Below are 19,226 nucleotides of genomic sequence, written 5' to 3'. Positions count from 1 at the left end.
ATTTAGTTTATCAGATTGCCCTGCCGACGCCCACCAGAAATTACAGCAGAAACCCCAGCATAAGCGGTAAAGCGGCAACCGATAGCACGGTAGAGACGACAACCAGCCCCGCGACAGACTGCGCATCCGCACCGTATTTCTCTGCCAGCAGGTAGGATGTCACCGCCACCGGTGTCGCAACCTGCAAGACCAGCACGCCAAACGCGATTTTATCAAGGTCAAAGAACCAGCCCGCCAAGGCGGCGATGCCGATGCAGATCGCAAGCTTGATCAGCGACAACACCACTGCGCGCCCGATCCCGCCGGGGGACAGCCGTGCCACGGCAACGCCCAATGTGATCAGCATAATCGGGATCGCCATCTGACCGAGCAGGGACAGCGTATTGGTCAGAAACACCGGCGTTTCCCAGCCTTGCACCAGAAACAATGCGCCCAATGCCGTGCCCCAGACCAGCGGTTCACGGATGACCTTGCCAAAGGAGCCAGAGCCCGCGACCAGCCAGATGCCAAAGGTGAACGACCATATGGCCATAATGGCAAAGACCACAACGGCATAACCCAACCCCGTGTCGCCAAAGGCAAAAAGCGCGAGCGGCAGACCCAGATTGCCGGTATTCCCGAAGATCATCGGGGCCAGATACGTCCGCCGGTTCAACCCGAACACGCGCACGATCACCGCAGCCAGCAGCGTCACCCCGCCATAGGCCGCCACTGTCGCCAGTGACAAAGCGCTCAGCGCGGCGGGGTCGATCTGCGTTGTCATCAGCGACACGAAAATCAGACAGGGCACCGATAGGGTCATCGCCAGCTGGGTCACAAACTGGATGCGATACTCGAACCCCAGCTTTACCCAGGCAAAGCCGATCCCCGCGAGCAGGAACACAGGAGCCACAATTTCAAGCACTGTCAGGACGAGGTTCACAAACTGTTTCCTTGGTTGCGCGTCGCAGGATTGGACAAAAGCCCCTTGAAGGGACTACGAACGAACGGTAGGTGCACCGATGTTATGATAAGAACGCGCGCGAAATACCACTTGGGCCAGATCGTCCGGCACAAAAAACATCCCTTCCGAGGGGTGATTTTTGACGTGGACCCCGAATTTGCCAATACCGAAGAATGGTACGAGGCTATTCCGGAAGACAGCCGCCCCGAGAAAGACCAGCCCTATTATCACCTGCTGGCCGAAAACGAACAAAGCTATTACGTGGCCTATGTGTCCGAGCAGAACCTCGTGGCCGATTACTCGGGCGAACCTGTGGACCATCCCGATATCCCCGACCTCTTCGGCCCGTTCACCGATGGGGCCTATCCGCTGCACTTCCAGCTGAACTGAGGCAAAGCGTGGGTGACCCGCGCCCTGCATCCTTGTTCAATAGCCCAGGGCACAGCCATCCTTGCGTGCGTCGCTCGCCCCCTCCAGCAAACCGTTGTCATGCAGCTGGATCGCCTGCGCGCCGCCGATGGCTGTGGCCGGAATTTCGACCTTATGCCCCATCTCGGCCAGCTCGGCACGGACCGCATCGCTATAGCCGCGTTCGACCTTGAGGATGCCATTATCGGAAAACGCGCGGGGGGCGTCGATGGCGGCCTGAGGGTCTAGCCCGAAATCCGTCAGGTTAGAGACAAACCGCGCGTGGCCATTGGGCTGGTAGGCCCCGCCCATCACGCCAAACGGCATGATCACCTTACCGTCGCGTTTGATCATCCCCGGAATGATCGTATGCATCGGCCGCTTGCCGCCCTTCAGCTCGTTCGCGTGCCCTTGGTCAAGGGTGAAACCAGCACCGCGGTTCTGCAGCAGGATACCGAATTTATCCGACGCGATGCCCGACCCGAAACCGTGGAAGATCGAATAGATCAACGACACGGACATCCCATCCTTGTCCACCACGGTGATATAGATCGTATCCTTATGCACCGCCTCTGACAGGGCGACGGGGTCGGGCATGGCTTTCTTCGGGTCGATCAACGCCGCCAGCTCCTGCGCCGTTTCGGGCGCAAGCATATGGGCCAGACGTGCGGTATGGTCCGGGTCCGCCAGAAAACGATTGCGCGCATCGTACGCCAGCTTGGCGGTTTCCGCCTCGATATGCACACGCTCCGCGCCCCAAGGATCCATGGATGCAATGTCGAAATGCGACAGCATGTTCATCATTAACAGTGCCGTGGCCCCCTGACCGTTCGGCGCATGTTCCAGCACCTCAACGCCCTGATAAGTGGAGGCAAGGGGCTCACCGGGGGTGCAAGCGGTGGCGGCGAAATCCTCTGCCGTGTGCTTGCCCCCGATCGCATTGAGAGAGGCGACGATATCTTCGGCCACCTCACCGGAATAGAAGGCATCGCGCCCGTCCTTGGCGATGCGACGCAGGACTTCGGCCTGACCGGGGGCGCGGAAGATGTCGCCGGTCTTTGGGGCCTTGCCGCCGGTCAGATAGAAATCGCGTGCGGCCCCCTGCAAGGTGCCCGCATCATTACCCCAATCAAAGGCGACACGTGCCGCGACGGGCACGCCTTCTTCGGCATAGCGGATCGCAGGGGCAAGAAGCGTGTCCAGACCCATAGTGCCGATGGTGTCGGACAGGTGGCAAAACGCGTCGATCGCGCCGGGAATGGTCACGGCATGGGCGCTGCGCAGCGGTACCGTCTTTTCACCAGCGTCGCGCAAATGGGCGGCATCCAACGCTGCAGGGGCGCGGCCCGATCCGTTCAGCGCGTGCACCTCGTCGCTGCCCGCTGGCGAATACAGCACAAAGCAATCCCCACCGATCCCCGTCATCTGCGGCTCGCAAATCCCCAGCAGCACGGCACCGGCAATCGCGGCATCCATCGCGTTGCCGCCCCGCTCAAGAATATCGACAGCGGTCTTTGCGGCCAAAGGATGGGACGTGGCACACATGCCATTGCTCGCCAGAACGGGGGATCGTCCGGGAAGGTGAAAGTCGCGCATGTCATTGGCCTCAGGTTGCTGTCATCGGGCTGAACGTAGCGCGGTGCAGGACGGGCGGGCAATCACTAAAGGGCAGTTGGGCACTTAAAGGGGAGCTGGGTACATAAAGGGGGATTGGGCACAGCAAATGTGCCTCGGCGTTGCGTACTGGGTGGGGGCTATTAAAACGCAACGCCGAGGGAAGCCATATGCAGCTACAGAACCGACGTTGCCCGCAAAGCTGGGCGGAATTATGAAACCTTTGAGGCGCTATTGCGAAGCGTTGCTTCAAGCTGCCCCAAAGGTGACCAACACCTAACCCTTTGCGGCAAAGGCCCCCCTAGTGGCGGCCCCCCGTACCCAGCTTATCCCGCGGCAAGCGGAATGCGCAGCGCCAGCAGGTTCATATCACCGGTGCGCGAATATTCCAGCTCGCAGCTCAGCAACCGGATCAGGCTCCAGCCGAATCCCCCTTCGGGCAACTCGCCTGCAAGTTTCAGCACATCGAATGCTTCACCCAGGGGTAGGGTGAACCCCGGCATCGGTTTGCCCAGATCGGTGATGCGAAACCGCAAGTCATCAGGCGCATAGGCCCCGCGCACCCCGATTAACCCCGCTTGGGGCAATCCGGCATAGGCGTGTTCGACCACGTTATTCAACGTCTCGGCCAGCACCAGTTCCACAATCTCGAGATTTTCTTGCGATAGCCCCCGATCGGCCAGTTCTGTGCGGATATGTCCAAGGGCCGCGCGTACCGCATCGGCAGAGGCTTCCAACGTCACCTCGAACCCATAGGGGGTATCCGCCTGACCCACTGTGCCTTCGTTCCGGTTCGGGGCGCTCATGCGGGCACCTGCGCGGCCAATGCGGCGTCCAAGGTGGGGAAAAGGGGAAAAACGCTGTCCATCCGCGTCAATCGGAACACCCGATCAACCGAGGGCGTCAGCCCCGCCAGCGTCAGGCTGCGGTCCGGCAACAGAAGTTTCAATGTCGCCACCACGGCGCCAAGCCCGCTGGAATCAATAAAGGTCACCTGCCCCAGATCCAGAATAACCACAGGTGGCCCATCTTCGATCATATCCCGCATGGCTTCTTTAAAGGCGCGGGCAACGGCGGCATCAATACGGTCTTCCATCACGGATATGATTTGCAGCTGCCCTTCTGTTCTGGTTGAGAGTTTCATATGGTCATCTCCAAGGTGTCCCGGACGCCAGAAGACATAGCGCCGATACCTTACCAAAAGATGATCATTTCCCGGGGAGGGGACGAAATGGAAAAAGTCGTGATAGCAGGGGCTGCGCGGACGCCGATGGGCGGGTTTCAGGGGGCTTTTGCCGATCTGACCGCGGCCGATCTGGGGGGGCATGCGATCAAGGCGGCGCTGGACGGTGCCGGCACCGATACCGTGGACGAGGTGCTGATGGGCTGTGTGTTGCCCGCAGGGCAGGGCCAAGCCCCCGCGCGTCAGGCCGGCTTCAAGGCAGGTCTGGGCGAAGAGGTGCCGGCGACAACACTGAACAAGATGTGCGGCTCGGGGATGAAGGCGGCGATGATCGCCTTCGACCAGATCGCCTTGGGTCAGACCGATACCATGATCGCCGGCGGGATGGAGAGTATGACGAACGCGCCCTATGTGCTGCCGAAAATGCGCGGCGGCGCGCGGTTGGGGCACGGTCAGGTGATCGATCACATGTTCCTCGACGGGTTGGAAGACGCCTATGACAAGGGCCGCCTGATGGGCACCTTTGCCGAAGACTGCGCCGAGACATTTCAATTCACCCGCGCTGTGCAGGATGACTATGCGCTGGCCTCCCTGTCCCGCGCGCTCGACGCGCAAAGCAGCGGCGCGTTCGATGACGAGATCGCAGCGGTTGATCTGAAATCGCGTAAAGGGTCGGTCACCATCTCGGCGGATGAACAGCCCGGCAACGCACGGCCCGAGAAGATCCCCGAACTCAAACCCGCCTTCCGCGAGGGCGGCACAGTCACGGCGGCGAATGCGTCTTCCATCTCGGACGGGGCGGCGGCATTGGTGCTGGCATCTGAAACAGCAGCCAAATCCCAAGGGTTGAATGTCCGCGCGCATATCCTCGGCCACGCCAGTCACGCGCAGGCACCGGGGCTTTTCACCACCGCGCCCGTACCGGCGGCGCAGAAACTGCTGGACCGGTTGGGCTGGCAGAAAGACGACGTTGATCTGTGGGAAGTGAACGAGGCCTTTGCCGTCGTGCCACTGGCCTTCATGCATGAAATGGGGCTGTCCCATGACATCGTGAACGTGAACGGCGGTGCCTGTGCGCTTGGCCACCCCATCGGGGCCTCTGGCGCACGTATTATCGTGACCCTGCTGAACGCACTGGAAAAACGCGGGCTGAAACGGGGCATCGCGGCGATCTGCATTGGTGGCGGTGAAGGCACCGCGATTGCGATCGAACGCCCCTGATTCTCCAAATGGACTAAATCCTCGGGGGTCGGGGGGCAGACAGCCCCCCGGTCCGACAGTAACAAAAGGCAATTTTATGCGCGTTGACTATCCTACCCTCTCCAAAACCCTCCACGCCTTGACCGACGGCGAAACCGACAGCGTCGCGCTAATGGCCACCGTCACCTGCGAGGTGCACCACGCCGACGACCGCTTTGACTGGACGGGGTTCTACCGTGTGACCGCGCCAGAGCTGCTTAAGATCGGGCCCTATCAGGGCGGGCATGGCTGTCTGGTGATCCCCTTCGCGCGTGGGGTGTGCGGGGCCGCCGCGCGCACCGGCGAAACGCAGCTGGTTGCGGATGTGGATGCCTTTCCGGGCCACATTGCCTGCGCGTCCTCCACGCGGTCTGAACTGGTCCTGCCCGTTTGGAACGGCACCGGAGACCTGCTGGGTGTCTTTGATATCGACAGCAACCAGCCCGCCGCGTTTGACCAGACCGACGCCGACGAACTCGCCGCGATTCTGAAATCTGTTTTCGCAAACGTCTAGGCCGGTGATCCTGCCCGTCGATCAAAGGAAATGTCATGAGCTTTGACGCTTGGCTCGTGTTTGCCCTGTTCTGGGTGGTGTTTGTCACCACGCCGGGGCCGAACGCGGTGAACTGTATCAGCAACGGGATGAACCTGGGCTTTGCGCGGGCGATGGTCGGGGTGCTGGCGATCCTGACGCAGGCCTCGCTGTTTATGGCGCTGTCAGCGATTGGCGTGACGGCGCTGCTGACGGCCTCGGCCACGGGGTTCTTTGTGGCCAAGATGATCGGGGCAGGGTTTCTGATCTATCTGGGCGTGCGCGGGCTAGTCATGGCGGGCAAGCCTGTGGTGATGGAGGATCGCCCCGCCGCGTCGGTCTATTGGCGTGCCTTTGCGATTGCGACGATCAACCCCAAATCGGTCGCCGGATATCTTGCGGCCTTCAGCCAGTTCGTGCAGCCGGATGTCCCGATCTGGGACCAGATGATCGTGATCGTGCCGACGGCGCTGACCCTGACCGCGGCCAGCTATACCGGGTTTACGGCGCTTGGGGCGGGGCTGGGGCGGGCTGCCTTGGGGGCGGTGTTCAACGTCTGGTTCCGCCGCGTGATGGCGGTCAGCTTTATAATCTACGGGGTGCTGTTGGGCAGCGCGCATACGCCGATGCCTAAGGGGTGATCACGGGCTGATCCCGCGCGCCTGTGGGGCAAGTGCCCTTGGGTCAGTCTTTCCCTCTGGTCCCTGCGGTCCTGCGGGCGTAAGCAAGACCCCAAGGAGACACGATATGCGCAACCCAGATACCCTATCCAACACCCAGCCCGCCCCGCCCGAGGACACGCCCCAAGGGCTTGCCTTTGCGATTGGGGCCTATGGTCTTTGGGGGTTTCTGCCGCTGTACATGAAGGCCATCGCCCATATTCCTGCAGCAGAGATTGTCGTGCATCGGGTCATCTGGTCTGTGCCCGTGGGCGCATTGGTGCTGATCCTTCTGGGGCGCACCGCCACCCTGCGCGAGGCGTTCCGGTCGCCGCGCACCTTGGCGATGGGCTGTGTCACGGCGACGCTGATCTCGGTCAACTGGGGCATCTACATCTGGGCGGTGAACTCGGGTCATGCGCTGGACGCGGCCTTGGGGTATTACATCAACCCGTTGTTCAGCATCCTGCTGGGGGCGCTGCTGCTGGGGGAACGTCTGTCGAGACTTCAGCTTGCGGCAATCGGGCTGGCAGCCGTCGCTGTCGCGATCCTGACGCTCGATTCCGGTCGCTTCCCTTGGGTCGCGCTGAGCCTGACATTCACATTCGGCCTGTATGCGCTGGCGAAAAAGCGGCTGCCGATCGGGCCGAACCAGGGTTTCCTGCTTGAGGTCCTGATCCTGCTGGCCCCTGCGCTGGCTTATCTGGTTTACCTGATTATGACGGGGCAAAACCACTTTGGTCAGGGCGTGCCGTTTAATACGTGGATGCTGGTGGGCTGCGGCGTGGTCACGGCGGTGCCGCTGATCTTTTATGCCAACGGAGCCAAGCGGCTGCGGCTGTCGACCATCGGTATCTTGCAGTATATCGCGCCGACGATGATCCTCCTTTGCGCGGCGCTGGTCTTTGACGAACCCTTTGGGCGGGCGCGCATGATTGCCTTTCCGCTGATCTGGGGGGCGCTGGTGATCTATTCGATCTCGCTGTTCCGGCAGATGCGGCACAAACCGGCGTGACAAGGGGGGAGGAGGGGCGCAGACATGTCGCGCCCCTCGATCATTATATCATTCGCTCAGGACAGCGCGTCCTTGAAGGCGAGGAAGCTAGGGTCTTTCATCACCCGTGCGTTCATCGCCTCACGTAGGGCACCGATGGATTTATAGGGGCGCATCACCACCTCGAATTTGGCGATCAGACCGTCGTCACCCAAGGTGATCAGATCGACGCCAACGGCATCCAGATCCCCGATCTTGCACTGGAACTCCAGCGCCCAATCTGTGCCTTCCCCCATGATCCGGCGGTATTTGAAATCGCTAAAGACATTGCCGACGTGCCCCAGGACCGCTGCCACAGGGGCGCGGCCGGTCCAGGTCTTGTAATATGTCGGCGGCATGAAGGTGACGTTTTCCGCCAGCAGCGGGGCGATCTTTTCCGAATCCCCCTTGGCGACAACATCAATCATCTTGGTAATAGTAGGATGCATTCCGGGTCCTTTGGTACAGATTGGCTTGAAAACCTACCCTAACTCTGAGACGGACACTTATGGAAACAGAATATAATCCGCCCCAAGATCCGCTGGTTGTCCTGCATGAAGACGCCGAAGTGTTGCTGGTCGACAAGCCCGCGGGCTTGCTGTCGGTGCCGGGCAAAGGGCCGCATCTGGCCGATTGTCTCATCGCGCGGGTGCAGGATGCATTTCCGGACGCGCTGCTGGTGCATCGCCTGGATCGAGACACCTCGGGCGTGATGATCTTTGCGCTGACGCCCCATGCGCAGCGCCATCTGGGATTGCAGTTTGAAAAGCGGATGACGCGCAAGACCTATGTCGCGCGGGTCTGGGGGGTGCCGCAGGAAAAGACCGGCACCATTGATCTGCCGCTGATCGTGGATTGGCCGAACCGCCCGCGCCAGATGGTCTGCCATGAAACGGGTAAACCCGCACAAACCGACTGGCGTGTGCTGAAAGACGAAGGCGACACCGCGCGGGTGCGCCTTAGCCCCAAGACAGGGCGCAGCCATCAGCTGCGGGTGCATATGCTGAGCCTCGGCCATCCGATTCTGGGCGATCCGTTTTACGCCACGGGGCCCGCGTTGGCGTATCCGCGCCTGATGCTCCATTCAGAGGAGCTGCGGTTCAACCATCCTCAGGGCGGACATTCGACCAAGATCCGCGCCAAGGCACCGTTCTAAAGGCCATAGGGCGCAGACGAAAAAGGCCACCCCGCAGGGTGGCCTTGGTGTTTGTGGGGGATGCCGAAGGGACAGCTTATTCAGCGGCCCAGCCAGAGACGGCTTTGATCTCGGTAAAGTCCTCGATCCCGTACATACCACCCTCGCGGCCATTGCCCGATTGCTTCATGCCGCCAAAGGGCGACCCTGCGGCGCGGCTTTGGCCGTTCATCTCGACCATGCCCGACCGCAGTTGACGCGCCAGACGGTTGCGACGCTCGCCATCTTGCGACTGGACATAGTTCGTCAGGCCGTAAACCGTGTCATTGGCGATCTGGACCGCTTGCTCTTCGCTGTCGAACTTCATGATCGACAGAACCGGCCCAAAGATTTCCTCGCGGGCGATGGTCATGTCGGGGGTCACGTCTGCAAAGACAGTGGGTTTGACAAAGAACCCGCGGTTCAAGCCGTCGGGACGTCCGGTGCCGCCCGCAACCAAACGCGCACCTTCGTCGATGCCCTTCTGGATCAGGTCCTGAATCTTGTTGAACTGCGATTCATTGACCACGGGGCCAATGTGACGGCCATCTTCGGAGGCAGGACCAACGGTAACCTGCGACGCCACAGCGCCTGCTTCTTCGACGGCTTTGTCATAGACATCCGACTGCACCAGCATACGGCTGGGGGCGTTACACGACTGACCGGTGTTGTTCATCATGTGCAGCACGCCGCGTTTGACAGCCTTGTCATCGGCATCGTTGAAAATGATGTTCGCGCCTTTGCCGCCCAGTTCAAGGTGGACCTTTTTCAGCGTATCCGCCGCCGCTTTCGAGATCAGCGTGCCCGCGCGGGTGGAGCCGGTGAAGCTGATCATGTCGATGTCTTTATGCGACGACATCTGGCTGCCGACACCGACGCCATCGCCGTTCACAAGGTTGAATACCCCTTTGGGGAAGCCTGCCTCGTCAATCAGTTCAGCAAAGATCATCGCGTCCAGCGGGCTTTCCTCGGAAGGTTTCAGCACCATCGTGCAACCCGAAACGATCGCCGCGCCGACCTTGAGCGTGATCTGGTTCATCGGCCAGTTCCACGGCGTGATCAGACCGGCAACGCCCACGGCTTCGCGGATGATCCGGTCATTCGGGGCGTGATCGCCAAGCGGCTGTTCGAATTTGAACTCTTTCGCGGCCTTGATGAAGTTGCTCAGGTGATAAGAGCCGGCACCAACCTGCGATGTGCGGGCCAGATCCATCGGCGCACCCATGGCCGTGCTCATCGCTTTGGCCAGATCCTCGGCGCGGGCCTGATAGACCTCTAGCAGCTTTTCCAGCAGAGCGATGCGTTCCGCCGGAGGCGTCGCCATCCAGCCGGGCAGGGCGGCCTTGGCAGCGGCAACCGCGGCATCGGTATCCGCCTGATCCCCAAGCGAGATGACCGCGCAGGGCTCCTCTGTGGTGGGGTCGATCACGTGATAGTCATTCGGCTTGGCGGGGGATACCCATTCACCGTTGATGTAAAACTCGCGCTTCTCCAGCATGGGAAAACTCCTTTTGTCATGCGGTGCCGGGGACGTTTCCCCCAGCCTGTTGCGCGTACCATGTCACCACATCTGGGGACCCGCAAGTGAGGGGGTGAAACCGGCAGCGCAACGTCTTACATAAGTGGAGAACGACAAACCGAAACCATGAAGCCGGAGAATATTATGTCCTTGCGCATCAACGATACCATCCCCGATCTGACTGTCGAAACCGATCAGGGCACGATCAGCCTGCACGACTGGGTGAGCGACAGCTGGGCGATCCTTTTTTCGCACCCAAAGGATTTCACGCCGGTCTGCACCACCGAATTCGGGGCGGTCGCACAGCTTGCCGACGAATGGGAAAAGCGCGGCACCAAGGTGATGGGTATTTCCGTGGACGGTGTTGAAGAGCACAAGAAATGGAAAGGCGATATCGAGACCTTCGCCGGTGCCAAAGCGGGCTTTCCGATCATCGCGGATAACGACCTGACCGTTGCCAAAGCCTTCGACATGCTGCCCGCCGACGCTTATCTGCCCGATGGCCGCACCCCCAACGACAGCGCCACAGTCCGCGCCGTGTTCATCATCGGGCCGGACAAGCAGCTGAAGCTGTCGATGACCTACCCGATGACCGTGGGCCGTAACTTTGCCGAGGTTCTGCGCGCGCTGGACGGGCTGCAAACCTCGACCGGCAAGGGCGTGGCGACACCGGCGAACTGGAATGTCGGCGACGACGTAATCATCCCCGCAACCCTGTCGGATGACGATGCCAAAGCGAAGTTCGGCGACTTCAACAAGATCCTGCCCTACCTGCGCACCACCAAAGCGCCCAGCTAAGCGCGGGAGCTCAGGCTTTCTGAGGTCGCAACTTAACCTGCGTGCGATACCACGCCCGCTTTAATTCCCGCATCAGCTTGCCGCTGGTGCGGGTTTTTTGCTGGATGGTTGACCCGCCGATCTGGTTGGCGATTTCGCTTAGCCCATTGGGAAGCAGGGCGTGGAGCTTTTGCCCTGTCACCCAATGCATCTGCAGCCATGTATCGACAGGGCGGTCAATCTGGGTCGATCCGTCAAGCAAGCGCTGCGCGGCGTCGCGCCCCACCACCTGACAGCAACACTGCAAGCCGATCCGCTTGGGCAGGATCAACGCCATATCGCCGTCACGCGCCACGACATCTGCGGGCAGCTCTCGCATCTTGGGCGGCAGGCGCAGGTACATATCGGGCGTCATATTCTGGTGGATAAGTTGCAACGCGCGGTCCAGCTCTGGCCGCGACACGGCGAGGTCATCCTCGACAATCATCGCGTAATCCCAGCCCTGATCGACGATCATCTGCCAGCATTTGCGATGGCTTTGAAAGACGCCGATCTCGGCCGGTGTCAGGGCGAAGGGATAGGACGGGCTGTGCAGGTTGCCAGAGTGGGTGCGCACGTCTGCGACCTGCGCAGGGTCGCGGCCATTCACCGCTTCGACGACCTGCGCATCGGGCAGATCCTGCAGCAACCGCGCGACATTGGCGTGCCGCGCGGTGCTGGTGGACATATGGATGATCAATGATTTCATACGGTTTGATACCGCGCTTGGTGACGTTCTCAAACCGTCTAAATCACTGCTCGGCGTTAAAGGTGAACAGCTTTTCGCCGTTGATCGTATAGCTGTCGATCAGGTCTTTGGCGCGGTCGCCGACCAGCCAGTCTTCCAACTGGGCCGCGGCGTCTTTGTTTACATGCGCGTGTTTCTCGGGGTTCACCGGAATATAGGCATATTGGTTGAACAGCACCGGATCGCCCGCAAAGAGGATTGCCAGATCCGCCTTGTTGTCAAAGTTCAGCCAGCTTGCGCGGTCGGACATGATATAGGCACCCATCCCTGCAGCGGTGTTGAGGCTCGCGCCCATGCCCGCGCCGACAGCTTTGTACCATTCACCGAATGTCGCGGGGTCCAGATCAGCACCGGCCCAAAGCGAGAGTTCTTTTTTGTGGGTGCCGCTGTCGTCGCCACGGCTCACGAAAGGCGCCTCGGCCGCTTCGATCTTGGCCAGCGCGTCCTTCGCAGCTTCTGCGTCTTTGATCGCGGCGGGGTCGTCATTTGGGCCGATCAGGACGAAATCATTATACATGATCTCGCGGCGGTGGGTGCCATAGCCGTCGGCGACAAAAGCCTCTTCGGCTTTCTTGGAGTGCACCAGAATGGCATCGACGTCGCCCGCTTCGCCCAAGCGCAAGGCTTGACCGGTGCCGACGATCAGCAGTTGTACGTCAAGGTCCAGATCTTCTTTGATGGCGGGCAGCAGGACGTCGGACAGACCAGAGTTGTTGAAGGACGTGGTGACAGCCATTTTCATGGTGTCCGCCTGCGCAGCCGTGGTGCCAAGTGCGAGAACAAGAGCGGTAATCAAGGATTTCATATCAAAATATCTCCATTCAGGAACGATTTGAATTCCGGGGTCTGCGGGGCGTCAAACGCATCGGGCGCCGGGCCAGCCTCGTGAATACGACCTTTAAACAGAAACAATATTTCAGTTGCAAGGCGCCGCGCCTGACCCAGATCATGGGTCGCCATCACGATGCGCGTCCCTGACTGATGGGCAGACTGCAACAGCGCCTCTATATCCTTGACGGAGCGGCCATCCAGATTGGCGCAGGGCTCATCCAGCAGGAGCATTTCGGGGGTGCGGATCAAGGCGCGGGCGAGGGCGAGCTTTTGTTTCTCGCCACCGGACAACCCCATCGCGGGGCGATCCAGCGCGGGCGTCAGGCCGATACGAGCCGCCCATGCCTCTACCGCTTTGTTGACCTGCGCCTTGGGTTGGCCAAGTATCGCCAGCGGATAGCCCAGATTGGCGCGCACCGACCGGCGCAGCATCACTGGGCTTTGGAAAACATAGGCCTGCCGCATCCGCGCAAGGTCATCCGGAACGGCCCATGTGACCGCGCCTGTAGACAGCCGTTCAAGCCCGTGCAGCGCCTTGAGGAAAGTCGTCTTGCCCGCGCCATTGGGGCCCAGCAGGATCGTGAAGCCGGTTTTGCCAAGGGTCAGGTCCACGGGGCCCAGCAATCGCTTGCCGCGGCGGGTGACGCTGACGTCGCGCATATGGGCGGGCAGCAGGGGGGTCACCATCTGCCCTCTCTTTCTGTGCGCGACAGGGCGTGGATGATCAGGTTCACACTCAGCGCCAGCGCGATCAGCACAAAACCCAGACCAAGCGCCAGTGCGAAATCACCCTTGCCGGTTTCCAGCGCGATGGCGGTGGTCAGCACGCGGGTGGCGTGGTCGATGTTGCCGCCCACGATCATGATCGCGCCGACCTCGCCGATTGCGCGGCCAAAGCCTGCCAGCGCCGCCGTTAACAAGGCCCGCCGCCCGTCCGAGATCAGCGTCAGGATGCGCCGCGTCGGGGTGGTGTTCAGCGAGATCAGCAGATCGTGGTATTCGGCCCAAAGATCACGCATCGCCTGATGGGTGATAGAGGCGATGAGCGGCGTGATAATGATCACCTGCGCAATGATCATCGCCGTCGGCGTGAACAGCAGCCCCAGCACCCCGAAGGGACCGGCGCGCGACAGCAGCAGATAGACGATCAACCCCACCACGACGGGCGGCAATCCCATGAGGGAGTTCAGCACCGCAATCGCGGTACGGCGGAAGCGGAAACGGCGGATGGCGAGCCATGTGCCGAAGGGCAGCGCGATGGCCGAGGCAATGACCAGCGCCGTAAGGCTGACCTGCAACGACCTGAACGTAATCTCGATCAGGTCGGGATCGCCGGTGACAACCAGCCAGAACGCAGAAGAAAGGCCCGCCCAGATATCATTCATCGGGCGGGCCGTCGGAGTTTGCTATGCATAGGATGCGGTCTTAGTCGCCCAGCCGGACATTGCGATCAGAGGAGGTCTGCTCGGCCGCGGAGAACCCTGCGTTGTCCAACGCAAAGTTCATGCCCGCAGCAAGGATGACCAAGGCGACGATGGCAGTGATAAAAGCTTTCATTCCGTACCTCGTTGATGCGCATTGGCACGCTGGGTGGGGGGCGTTGGGTGCATCATATCACTCTGCCGGCTGCGTGCCAGAGGCAGGTTTACCCTGCTTCGCGACAACTTCGTCGGCCCAGATGCTGTGGTGCTCGCGGGCCCATTCAAGATCGACATCGCCCGACCCCATCGCCTCGAACGCGCCTTCCATGCCGAGTGTCCCGATATAGATATGCGCGATGATCACAGCCATCAGCACAAAGCTGATAACGGCATGCCACAGCTGGGCGTATTGCATTTCCTCTTGCGGGGTCAGCGTGGCGTCTATTGTGCCAAGCCCCAACAGTTGCGGAACGCCCATGTCATTCAACAGCGCCAGCGTAGGTTCGAACATCGTCAATTCGAACGGGAAGAGCAGCGAAATACCCGAGACAGAGATCGAGGTGCCCAGAATGATGACGGCCCAGAAGATCAGCTTCTGACCGGCGTTGAACTTCTTGGCGGGGGGGTGACCCTTGCCGAAGATCCCGCCGCCCTTGAGGATCCAGTTGATGTCGGTGCGATCCGGTAGATTGTGGACGATCCACATGACGAACACCATCACCAGCCCGAGCATAAAGGCCCATGACACGTTGTTGTGGATCCACTTGCTCGCGATGGCGAAGGTCGAAAACGCCTCGTGCCCGAACAGCGGGATCAGCAGTTTACGCCCCGCAAGCGATAGCAGACCGGTGATGGCCAGCAAGATGAACGAGCTTGCAATCAGCCAGTGGCCGAAGCGTTCGATGAATTTGAACCGTTCGATGGTGATACCCGCGCGCCCGTGTTCGATACGGATACGTCCGCGGATCAGATAGAAAATCGCCATCAGCACGACGGTGACACCCAACAGCAGGCTGCCATAGGTCAGCAGCGGGCCGTGACGGAAGTTCAGCCACCACATGCCACCGTCCTGCATCAGGACCTTGGCCGCAGGTCCGCGGTTGCTGGCGCGCGCGTCGGGCAGGGCGTCCGCCCGGATCTCGCGCCACAGGTCCGCGTCGGATGCGCTACCAAGCGGTCCAAGGTGAGATTCGGCCGGGGGCGGGTTGCCCTCAAGCGGTAAGGGAAGCTCGGCCCCAAAGGGCACGTCCTCGCCGCGTTGGCGGGCCATGATGTCTTCAAGCGACTGTTGGCCCGGTTGCAGGACCGAGGCATCGCCCGAGGTGTCCTGCGCGGCGGAAAGACCGGCAAAGGACACAATAAATATGAGAGGCAGCAGAACGCGCAGCAATGTCATCGGGACCTCCGACAGGATAAAGATAGTTGGCCCGCCAGCAGCAGGTGCCAGCGGGCCAAGGAAAGCATGAATATGCGAAAGGGGGCTTAGCCGCCCTTTTGCTCGTATGCCGTGCCCCAGCCCCAAGCGCCCGAGCCAAAGCCGCGCGCGACAACGCGTTCGCGGTAGATGCCCGAGACGACATCGCCGTCACCGGCCAGCAGCGCTTTGGTCGAACACATCTCGGCGCAGATCGGCAGCTTGCCTTCGGCGATCCGGTTGCGGCCGTACTTCTGGAATTCCGCTTCGGAGTGGTTTTCCTCGGGGCCACCGGCGCAGAAAGTACATTTGTCCATCTTGCCGCGCGACCCGAAGTTGCCCGCCTGTGGATACTGCGGCGCGCCGAAGGGGCAGGCGTAGAAGCAGTAACCGCAGCCGATGCACAGGTCTTTTGAGTGCAGAACGATGCCGTCGTCGGTCTGGTAGAAACAGTCTACAGGGCAGACCGCCATACAGGGCGCATCGGAACAATGCATACACGCGACCGAGATCGACCGCTCGCCGGGTTGGCCGTCCTGAATGGTGACGACCTTACGGCGGTTGATGCCCCACGGTACTTCGTGTTCGTTCTTACAGGCCGTGACGCAGGCGTTGCATTCGATGCAGCGTTCGGCGTCGCAGAGAAACTTTGCTCTTGCCATCTTGATAGTCTCCTTACGCTGTCCAGATTTTGCAGAGAGTCGCTTTGGTCTCTTGCATCTGAGTTACTGAGTCATAGCCATATGTTTGCGCGGTGTTGGTGGATTCACCCAGGACGTAAGGGTCGGCCCCCTCTGGGTATCTGTCCCGCAAATCAACGCCTTCCATATGGCCGCCAAAGTGGAATGGCATGAACGCCACGCCGCTTTCGACACGTTCCGTGACCATCGCCATCACCTTGACCTTGCCGCCTTCGGGGCCTTCGACCCAAACATCGGCACCGTCACGCACACCCAGATTGTTAGCGTCGCGGGTGTTGATCTCGATGAACATGTCCTGCTGAAGCTCGGCCAACCAGGGGTTGGATCGGGTTTCGTCGCCGCCCCCTTCGTATTCTACGAGTCGACCAGAGGTCAGCACGATCGGATAGTCCTTGGAGAAGTCATTCTCTTGAATGGACTTATACATGGTGGGCAGGCGCCAGAACTTCTTGTCGTCATAGGTCGGGTAGTCGGCGACCAGATCACGACGGTTGGTGTACAGCGGTTCGCGGTGGATTGGCACCGGATCGGGGAAGGTCCAGACCACGGCGCGGGCCTTGGCGTTGCCGAAGGGGGCACAGCCATGCTTGATCGCGACGCGCTGGATGCCGCCCGACAGGTCGGTCTTCCAGTTCACGCCACCGGTGTCGGCGATATAGTCCGACGGGGTCTCGCCGGTCTGGGATGTTTCACCGACTTCCTCGTCCGGCTTTGCGTTCGCTGGTTGGCCTTCGGGATAGCCTGCAACATAGTTGATCACGGCCATCTCTTCGTCGGTCAGATCCTTGTCCCAGCCCAGTTCACGCAGCATGGCCATGGTGAACTCGGGGTAGCCGTCCTTGATCTCGGAACCAGCGCTGTAGACGCCTTCGGCCAGCAGGTTGTCCCCGTCACGTTCCACACCGAAACGGGCGCGGAAGGTCAGACCGCCTTCGGCAACGGGCAGCGACATATCGTACAGGTTCGCTGTGCCGGGGTGGTTCATCTCGGGGGTGCCCCAAGCGGGCCAAGGCAAACCATAGAAGTCCCCGTCGGCCGGTCCGCCTTTGGCGCGCAGCGTGGTGCGGTCAAAGGTGTGCTGGTTGGCCATGTGCATCTTCATGCGCTCGGGGCTTTGTGCGGTGTAACCGATGGTCCACATGCCGCGGTTGAATTCGCGGGTCAGGTCCTCGATGTTGGGTTCGTCCCCGTCCAGCGCGATGTTCTTGAACAGACGGTCGCTGAAACCGAACTTGTCCGCGAAGAGCTTGATGATCGTGTGGTCGGGCTTGGATTCGAACAGGGGCTCGACGACCTGATCACGCCACTGCAGCGACCGGTTGGACGCGGTGACAGAGCCGCGGGTTTCGAACTGGGTCGTTGCGGGCAACAGATACAGCCCGTCTTGGCGGTCCTGCATCACGGCGGACACCGTTGGATATGGATCGACAACGACCATCAGGTCGAGTTTCTCCATTGCGGTGACCATTTCCTTTTGACGGGTCTGCGAGTTGGGCGCGTGGCCCCACAGAACCATCGCGCGGGTGTTGTCCGGCTGGTCGATGTTTTCCTTGTCTTCCAGCACGCCGTCAATCCAGCGGCTCACGGGGATACCGGTCAGGTTCATCATCGAGGTGTCGTTGAACGACGCCTTGGAGAAGCGGGATTGCAACCATTCAAGGTCTTCTTCCCAAACCCGCGCCCAGTGGGCCCAAGCCCCTGCGGACAGACCATAGTAGCCCGGCAGCGTATCGGCCAGAACGCCCAGATCGGTGGCACCCTGAACGTTGTCGTGGCCGCGGAAGATGTTTGTGCCGCCGCCTGCGGTGCCCATGTTGCCAAGAGCCAGCTGCAGGATGCAGTACGCGCGGGTGTTGTTGTTGCCGTTGCTGTGCTGCGTGCCGCCCATGCACCAGATCACGGTGCCGGGACGGTTGTTGGCCAGGGTGCGTGCAACGCGTTCAAGCTGCGACGCAGGCGCGCCGGTCACGCGTTCGACTTCTTCGGGTGTCCACTTCGCGACTTCGTCACGGATCTGGTCCATGCCCCAAACGCGGGTGCGGATGAATTCCTTGTCTTCCCACCCGTTCTCGAAAATGTGCCAGAGGATACCCCAGACCAGCGCCACGTCCGAACCGGGACGGAAGCGGACATATTCATCCGCGTGGGCCGCTGTACGGGTAAAGCGTGGATCGCACACGATCATCGGCGCGTTGTTCTGCTCTTTCGCTTTGAGCAGGTGCAGCAGCGACACGGGGTGCGCCTCGGCAGGGTTGCCGCCGATGACAAAGATCGCCTGGCTGTTGTGGATGTCGTTGTAGCTGTTGGTCATGGCGCCGTAGCCCCATGTGTTCGCAACGCCCGCAACGGTGGTGGAGTGACAGATACGCGCCTGGTGGTCGACGTTATTGGTGCCCCAATAGGCCGCGAACTTGCGGAACAGATACGCCTGTTCGTTGTTATGCTTGGCCGAGCCGAGCCAGTAGACGGAATCGGGACCGCTTTCTTCGCGGATCACGTTCATCTTGTCGCCGATCTCGTTGATCGCCTGCTCCCAGCTGATCCGAACCCATTGACCACCCTCTTTTTTCATCGGGTATTTCAGGCGGCGTTCACCGTGGGCGTGTTCGCGTACCGACGCCCCTTTGGCGCAATGCGAGCCAAGGTTGAACGGGCTGTCCCAGCCGGGTTCCTGACCCGTCCAGACGCCGTTCGACACTTCGGCGATGACGGTACAGCCAACCGAACAGTGGGTGCAGACAGATTTGATCGTCTCTACCGCGCCGCTGACGGCGGTGGCAGCTGACGCTTGTGTGACAGAGCCCGCGGTCGATGCGATCGCCGCCAGGCCGCCGATGGCCAGACCGGATCCGCGCAGGAATGCGCGACGGTCAACGGATTTTTCCGCGATGTCGGATAGCATGCCCGCCCGCTGGGGCCGCCGTGCCATCCCGTTGGTCTTTTTCCGAAGCATAATAGTCTCCCTTGATGCCCGCGTGCTCTGACCGCGTG

The 19,226-nt window shown here is 60.9% G+C and carries 21 protein-coding genes; 7 read left to right on the top strand and 14 right to left on the bottom strand.

The window, feature by feature from the left end:
- Positions 1-40 precede the first annotated feature (40 nt).
- On the bottom strand, positions 41-922 hold the full coding sequence (locus AADW22_RS00660) for an AEC family transporter (protein ID WP_037942726.1): 882 nt from the start codon (positions 920-922) through the stop codon (positions 41-43).
- Positions 923-1,006: 84 nt separating this feature from the next.
- Between AADW22_RS00660 and hspQ the strand changes: the two genes are divergently transcribed.
- Positions 1,007-1,333, top strand: coding sequence for a heat shock protein HspQ (gene hspQ, locus AADW22_RS00655; RefSeq protein WP_005850331.1), 327 nt, complete (start codon positions 1,007-1,009; stop codon positions 1,331-1,333).
- Between the two features lie 36 nt (positions 1,334-1,369).
- On the opposite strand, the gene AADW22_RS00650 is transcribed toward hspQ, so the two are convergent.
- The 3 genes from AADW22_RS00650 to AADW22_RS00640 all read right to left on the bottom strand — a co-directional run bounded on the left by AADW22_RS00650 (position 1,370) and on the right by AADW22_RS00640 (position 4,109).
- Entirely contained in the window at positions 1,370-2,947 is a 1,578-nt protein-coding gene (locus AADW22_RS00650; protein WP_407474036.1) for a gamma-glutamyltransferase family protein, read from the bottom strand.
- A 344-nt stretch (positions 2,948-3,291) separates the two neighbouring features.
- Complete coding sequence (locus tag AADW22_RS00645) at positions 3,292-3,771, bottom strand: ATP-binding protein (RefSeq protein ID WP_407474035.1); 480 nt, start codon at positions 3,769-3,771, stop codon at positions 3,292-3,294.
- The gene (locus AADW22_RS00640; RefSeq protein WP_074636394.1) at positions 3,768-4,109 is read right to left on the bottom strand and encodes an STAS domain-containing protein; all 342 of its coding nucleotides are present in this window, start codon (positions 4,107-4,109) and stop codon (positions 3,768-3,770) included. The genes AADW22_RS00645 and AADW22_RS00640 overlap by 4 nt, the downstream gene beginning before the upstream one ends.
- A gap of 87 nt (positions 4,110-4,196) precedes the next feature.
- On the opposite strand from AADW22_RS00640, the gene AADW22_RS00635 reads away from it, so the two are divergent.
- From AADW22_RS00635 to rarD, 4 genes are all read left to right on the top strand, one after another.
- Entirely contained in the window at positions 4,197-5,369 is a 1,173-nt protein-coding gene (locus tag AADW22_RS00635) for an acetyl-CoA C-acyltransferase (protein ID WP_132997860.1), read from the top strand.
- Positions 5,370-5,445: 76 nt separating this feature from the next.
- Positions 5,446-5,901 carry a GAF domain-containing protein gene (locus AADW22_RS00630; protein WP_184583514.1) on the top strand — a complete coding sequence of 152 codons (456 nt, stop codon included), beginning with the start codon at positions 5,446-5,448 and terminating at the stop codon, positions 5,899-5,901.
- Between the two features lie 35 nt (positions 5,902-5,936).
- Positions 5,937-6,560 (top strand): LysE family translocator, encoded by a 624-nt coding sequence (locus AADW22_RS00625; protein ID WP_407474034.1) that lies wholly within the window; start codon positions 5,937-5,939, stop codon positions 6,558-6,560.
- A 106-nt stretch (positions 6,561-6,666) separates the two neighbouring features.
- Positions 6,667-7,593, top strand: coding sequence for an EamA family transporter RarD (rarD, locus tag AADW22_RS00620; RefSeq protein WP_340237035.1), 927 nt, complete (start codon positions 6,667-6,669; stop codon positions 7,591-7,593).
- Between the two features lie 56 nt (positions 7,594-7,649).
- Here the strand turns inward: rarD and AADW22_RS00615 are convergent, their stop codons facing one another.
- A complete protein-coding gene (locus AADW22_RS00615) occupies positions 7,650-8,060 on the bottom strand; it encodes a nuclear transport factor 2 family protein (protein ID WP_407474033.1) in 411 nt (136 codons plus the stop codon).
- Between the two features lie 59 nt (positions 8,061-8,119).
- On the opposite strand from AADW22_RS00615, the gene AADW22_RS00610 reads away from it, so the two are divergent.
- Positions 8,120-8,767, top strand: a complete 648-nt coding sequence (locus tag AADW22_RS00610) for an RluA family pseudouridine synthase (protein ID WP_005850315.1) — start codon at positions 8,120-8,122, stop codon at positions 8,765-8,767.
- Positions 8,768-8,843: 76 nt separating this feature from the next.
- Here the strand turns inward: AADW22_RS00610 and AADW22_RS00605 are convergent, their stop codons facing one another.
- Positions 8,844-10,283, bottom strand: coding sequence for an aldehyde dehydrogenase family protein (locus tag AADW22_RS00605; protein ID WP_005850313.1), 1,440 nt, complete (start codon positions 10,281-10,283; stop codon positions 8,844-8,846).
- A 165-nt stretch (positions 10,284-10,448) separates the two neighbouring features.
- Here AADW22_RS00605 and AADW22_RS00600 point away from each other — a divergent pair, with 165 nt between their 5' ends.
- Entirely contained in the window at positions 10,449-11,102 is a 654-nt protein-coding gene (locus AADW22_RS00600; protein ID WP_184583510.1) for a peroxiredoxin, read from the top strand.
- Between the two features lie 10 nt (positions 11,103-11,112).
- On the opposite strand, the gene AADW22_RS00595 is transcribed toward AADW22_RS00600, so the two are convergent.
- The 8 genes from AADW22_RS00595 to AADW22_RS00560 form a co-directional block, all read right to left on the bottom strand.
- Positions 11,113-11,829 (bottom strand): glycosyltransferase family 25 protein, encoded by a 717-nt coding sequence (locus AADW22_RS00595; protein ID WP_184583508.1) that lies wholly within the window; start codon positions 11,827-11,829, stop codon positions 11,113-11,115.
- Positions 11,830-11,872: 43 nt separating this feature from the next.
- Complete coding sequence (locus tag AADW22_RS00590) at positions 11,873-12,673, bottom strand: substrate-binding domain-containing protein (protein WP_037965326.1); 801 nt, start codon at positions 12,671-12,673, stop codon at positions 11,873-11,875.
- Entirely contained in the window at positions 12,670-13,386 is a 717-nt protein-coding gene (locus AADW22_RS00585) for an energy-coupling factor ABC transporter ATP-binding protein (protein ID WP_407474032.1), read from the bottom strand. The genes AADW22_RS00590 and AADW22_RS00585 overlap by 4 nt, the downstream gene beginning before the upstream one ends.
- On the bottom strand, positions 13,380-14,084 hold the full coding sequence (locus AADW22_RS00580; protein ID WP_407474031.1) for an ABC transporter permease: 705 nt from the start codon (positions 14,082-14,084) through the stop codon (positions 13,380-13,382). Before AADW22_RS00580 ends, AADW22_RS00585 begins: the two co-directional genes overlap by 7 nt.
- 40 nt (positions 14,085-14,124) lie before the next feature.
- A complete protein-coding gene (locus tag AADW22_RS00575) occupies positions 14,125-14,256 on the bottom strand; it encodes a hypothetical protein (protein WP_005850301.1) in 132 nt (43 codons plus the stop codon).
- A gap of 57 nt (positions 14,257-14,313) precedes the next feature.
- Complete coding sequence (locus AADW22_RS00570) at positions 14,314-15,516, bottom strand: formate dehydrogenase subunit gamma (protein ID WP_037942759.1); 1,203 nt, start codon at positions 15,514-15,516, stop codon at positions 14,314-14,316.
- Between the two features lie 86 nt (positions 15,517-15,602).
- The gene (gene fdh3B, locus AADW22_RS00565; RefSeq protein ID WP_005850298.1) at positions 15,603-16,196 is read right to left on the bottom strand and encodes a formate dehydrogenase FDH3 subunit beta; all 594 of its coding nucleotides are present in this window, start codon (positions 16,194-16,196) and stop codon (positions 15,603-15,605) included.
- Positions 16,197-16,209: 13 nt separating this feature from the next.
- Positions 16,210-19,188, bottom strand: coding sequence for a formate dehydrogenase subunit alpha (locus AADW22_RS00560; RefSeq protein ID WP_005850296.1), 2,979 nt, complete (start codon positions 19,186-19,188; stop codon positions 16,210-16,212).
- Between the last annotated feature and the right edge of the window lie 38 nt (positions 19,189-19,226).

It is taken from the genome of Sulfitobacter sp. PM12 (assembly GCF_045586035.1).
Lineage (GTDB): Bacteria > Pseudomonadota > Alphaproteobacteria > Rhodobacterales > Rhodobacteraceae > Sulfitobacter > Sulfitobacter pontiacus.
The sequence above is the reverse complement of the archived record's forward strand: the minus strand, read 5'-3'. Positions and strand labels throughout refer to the sequence as shown.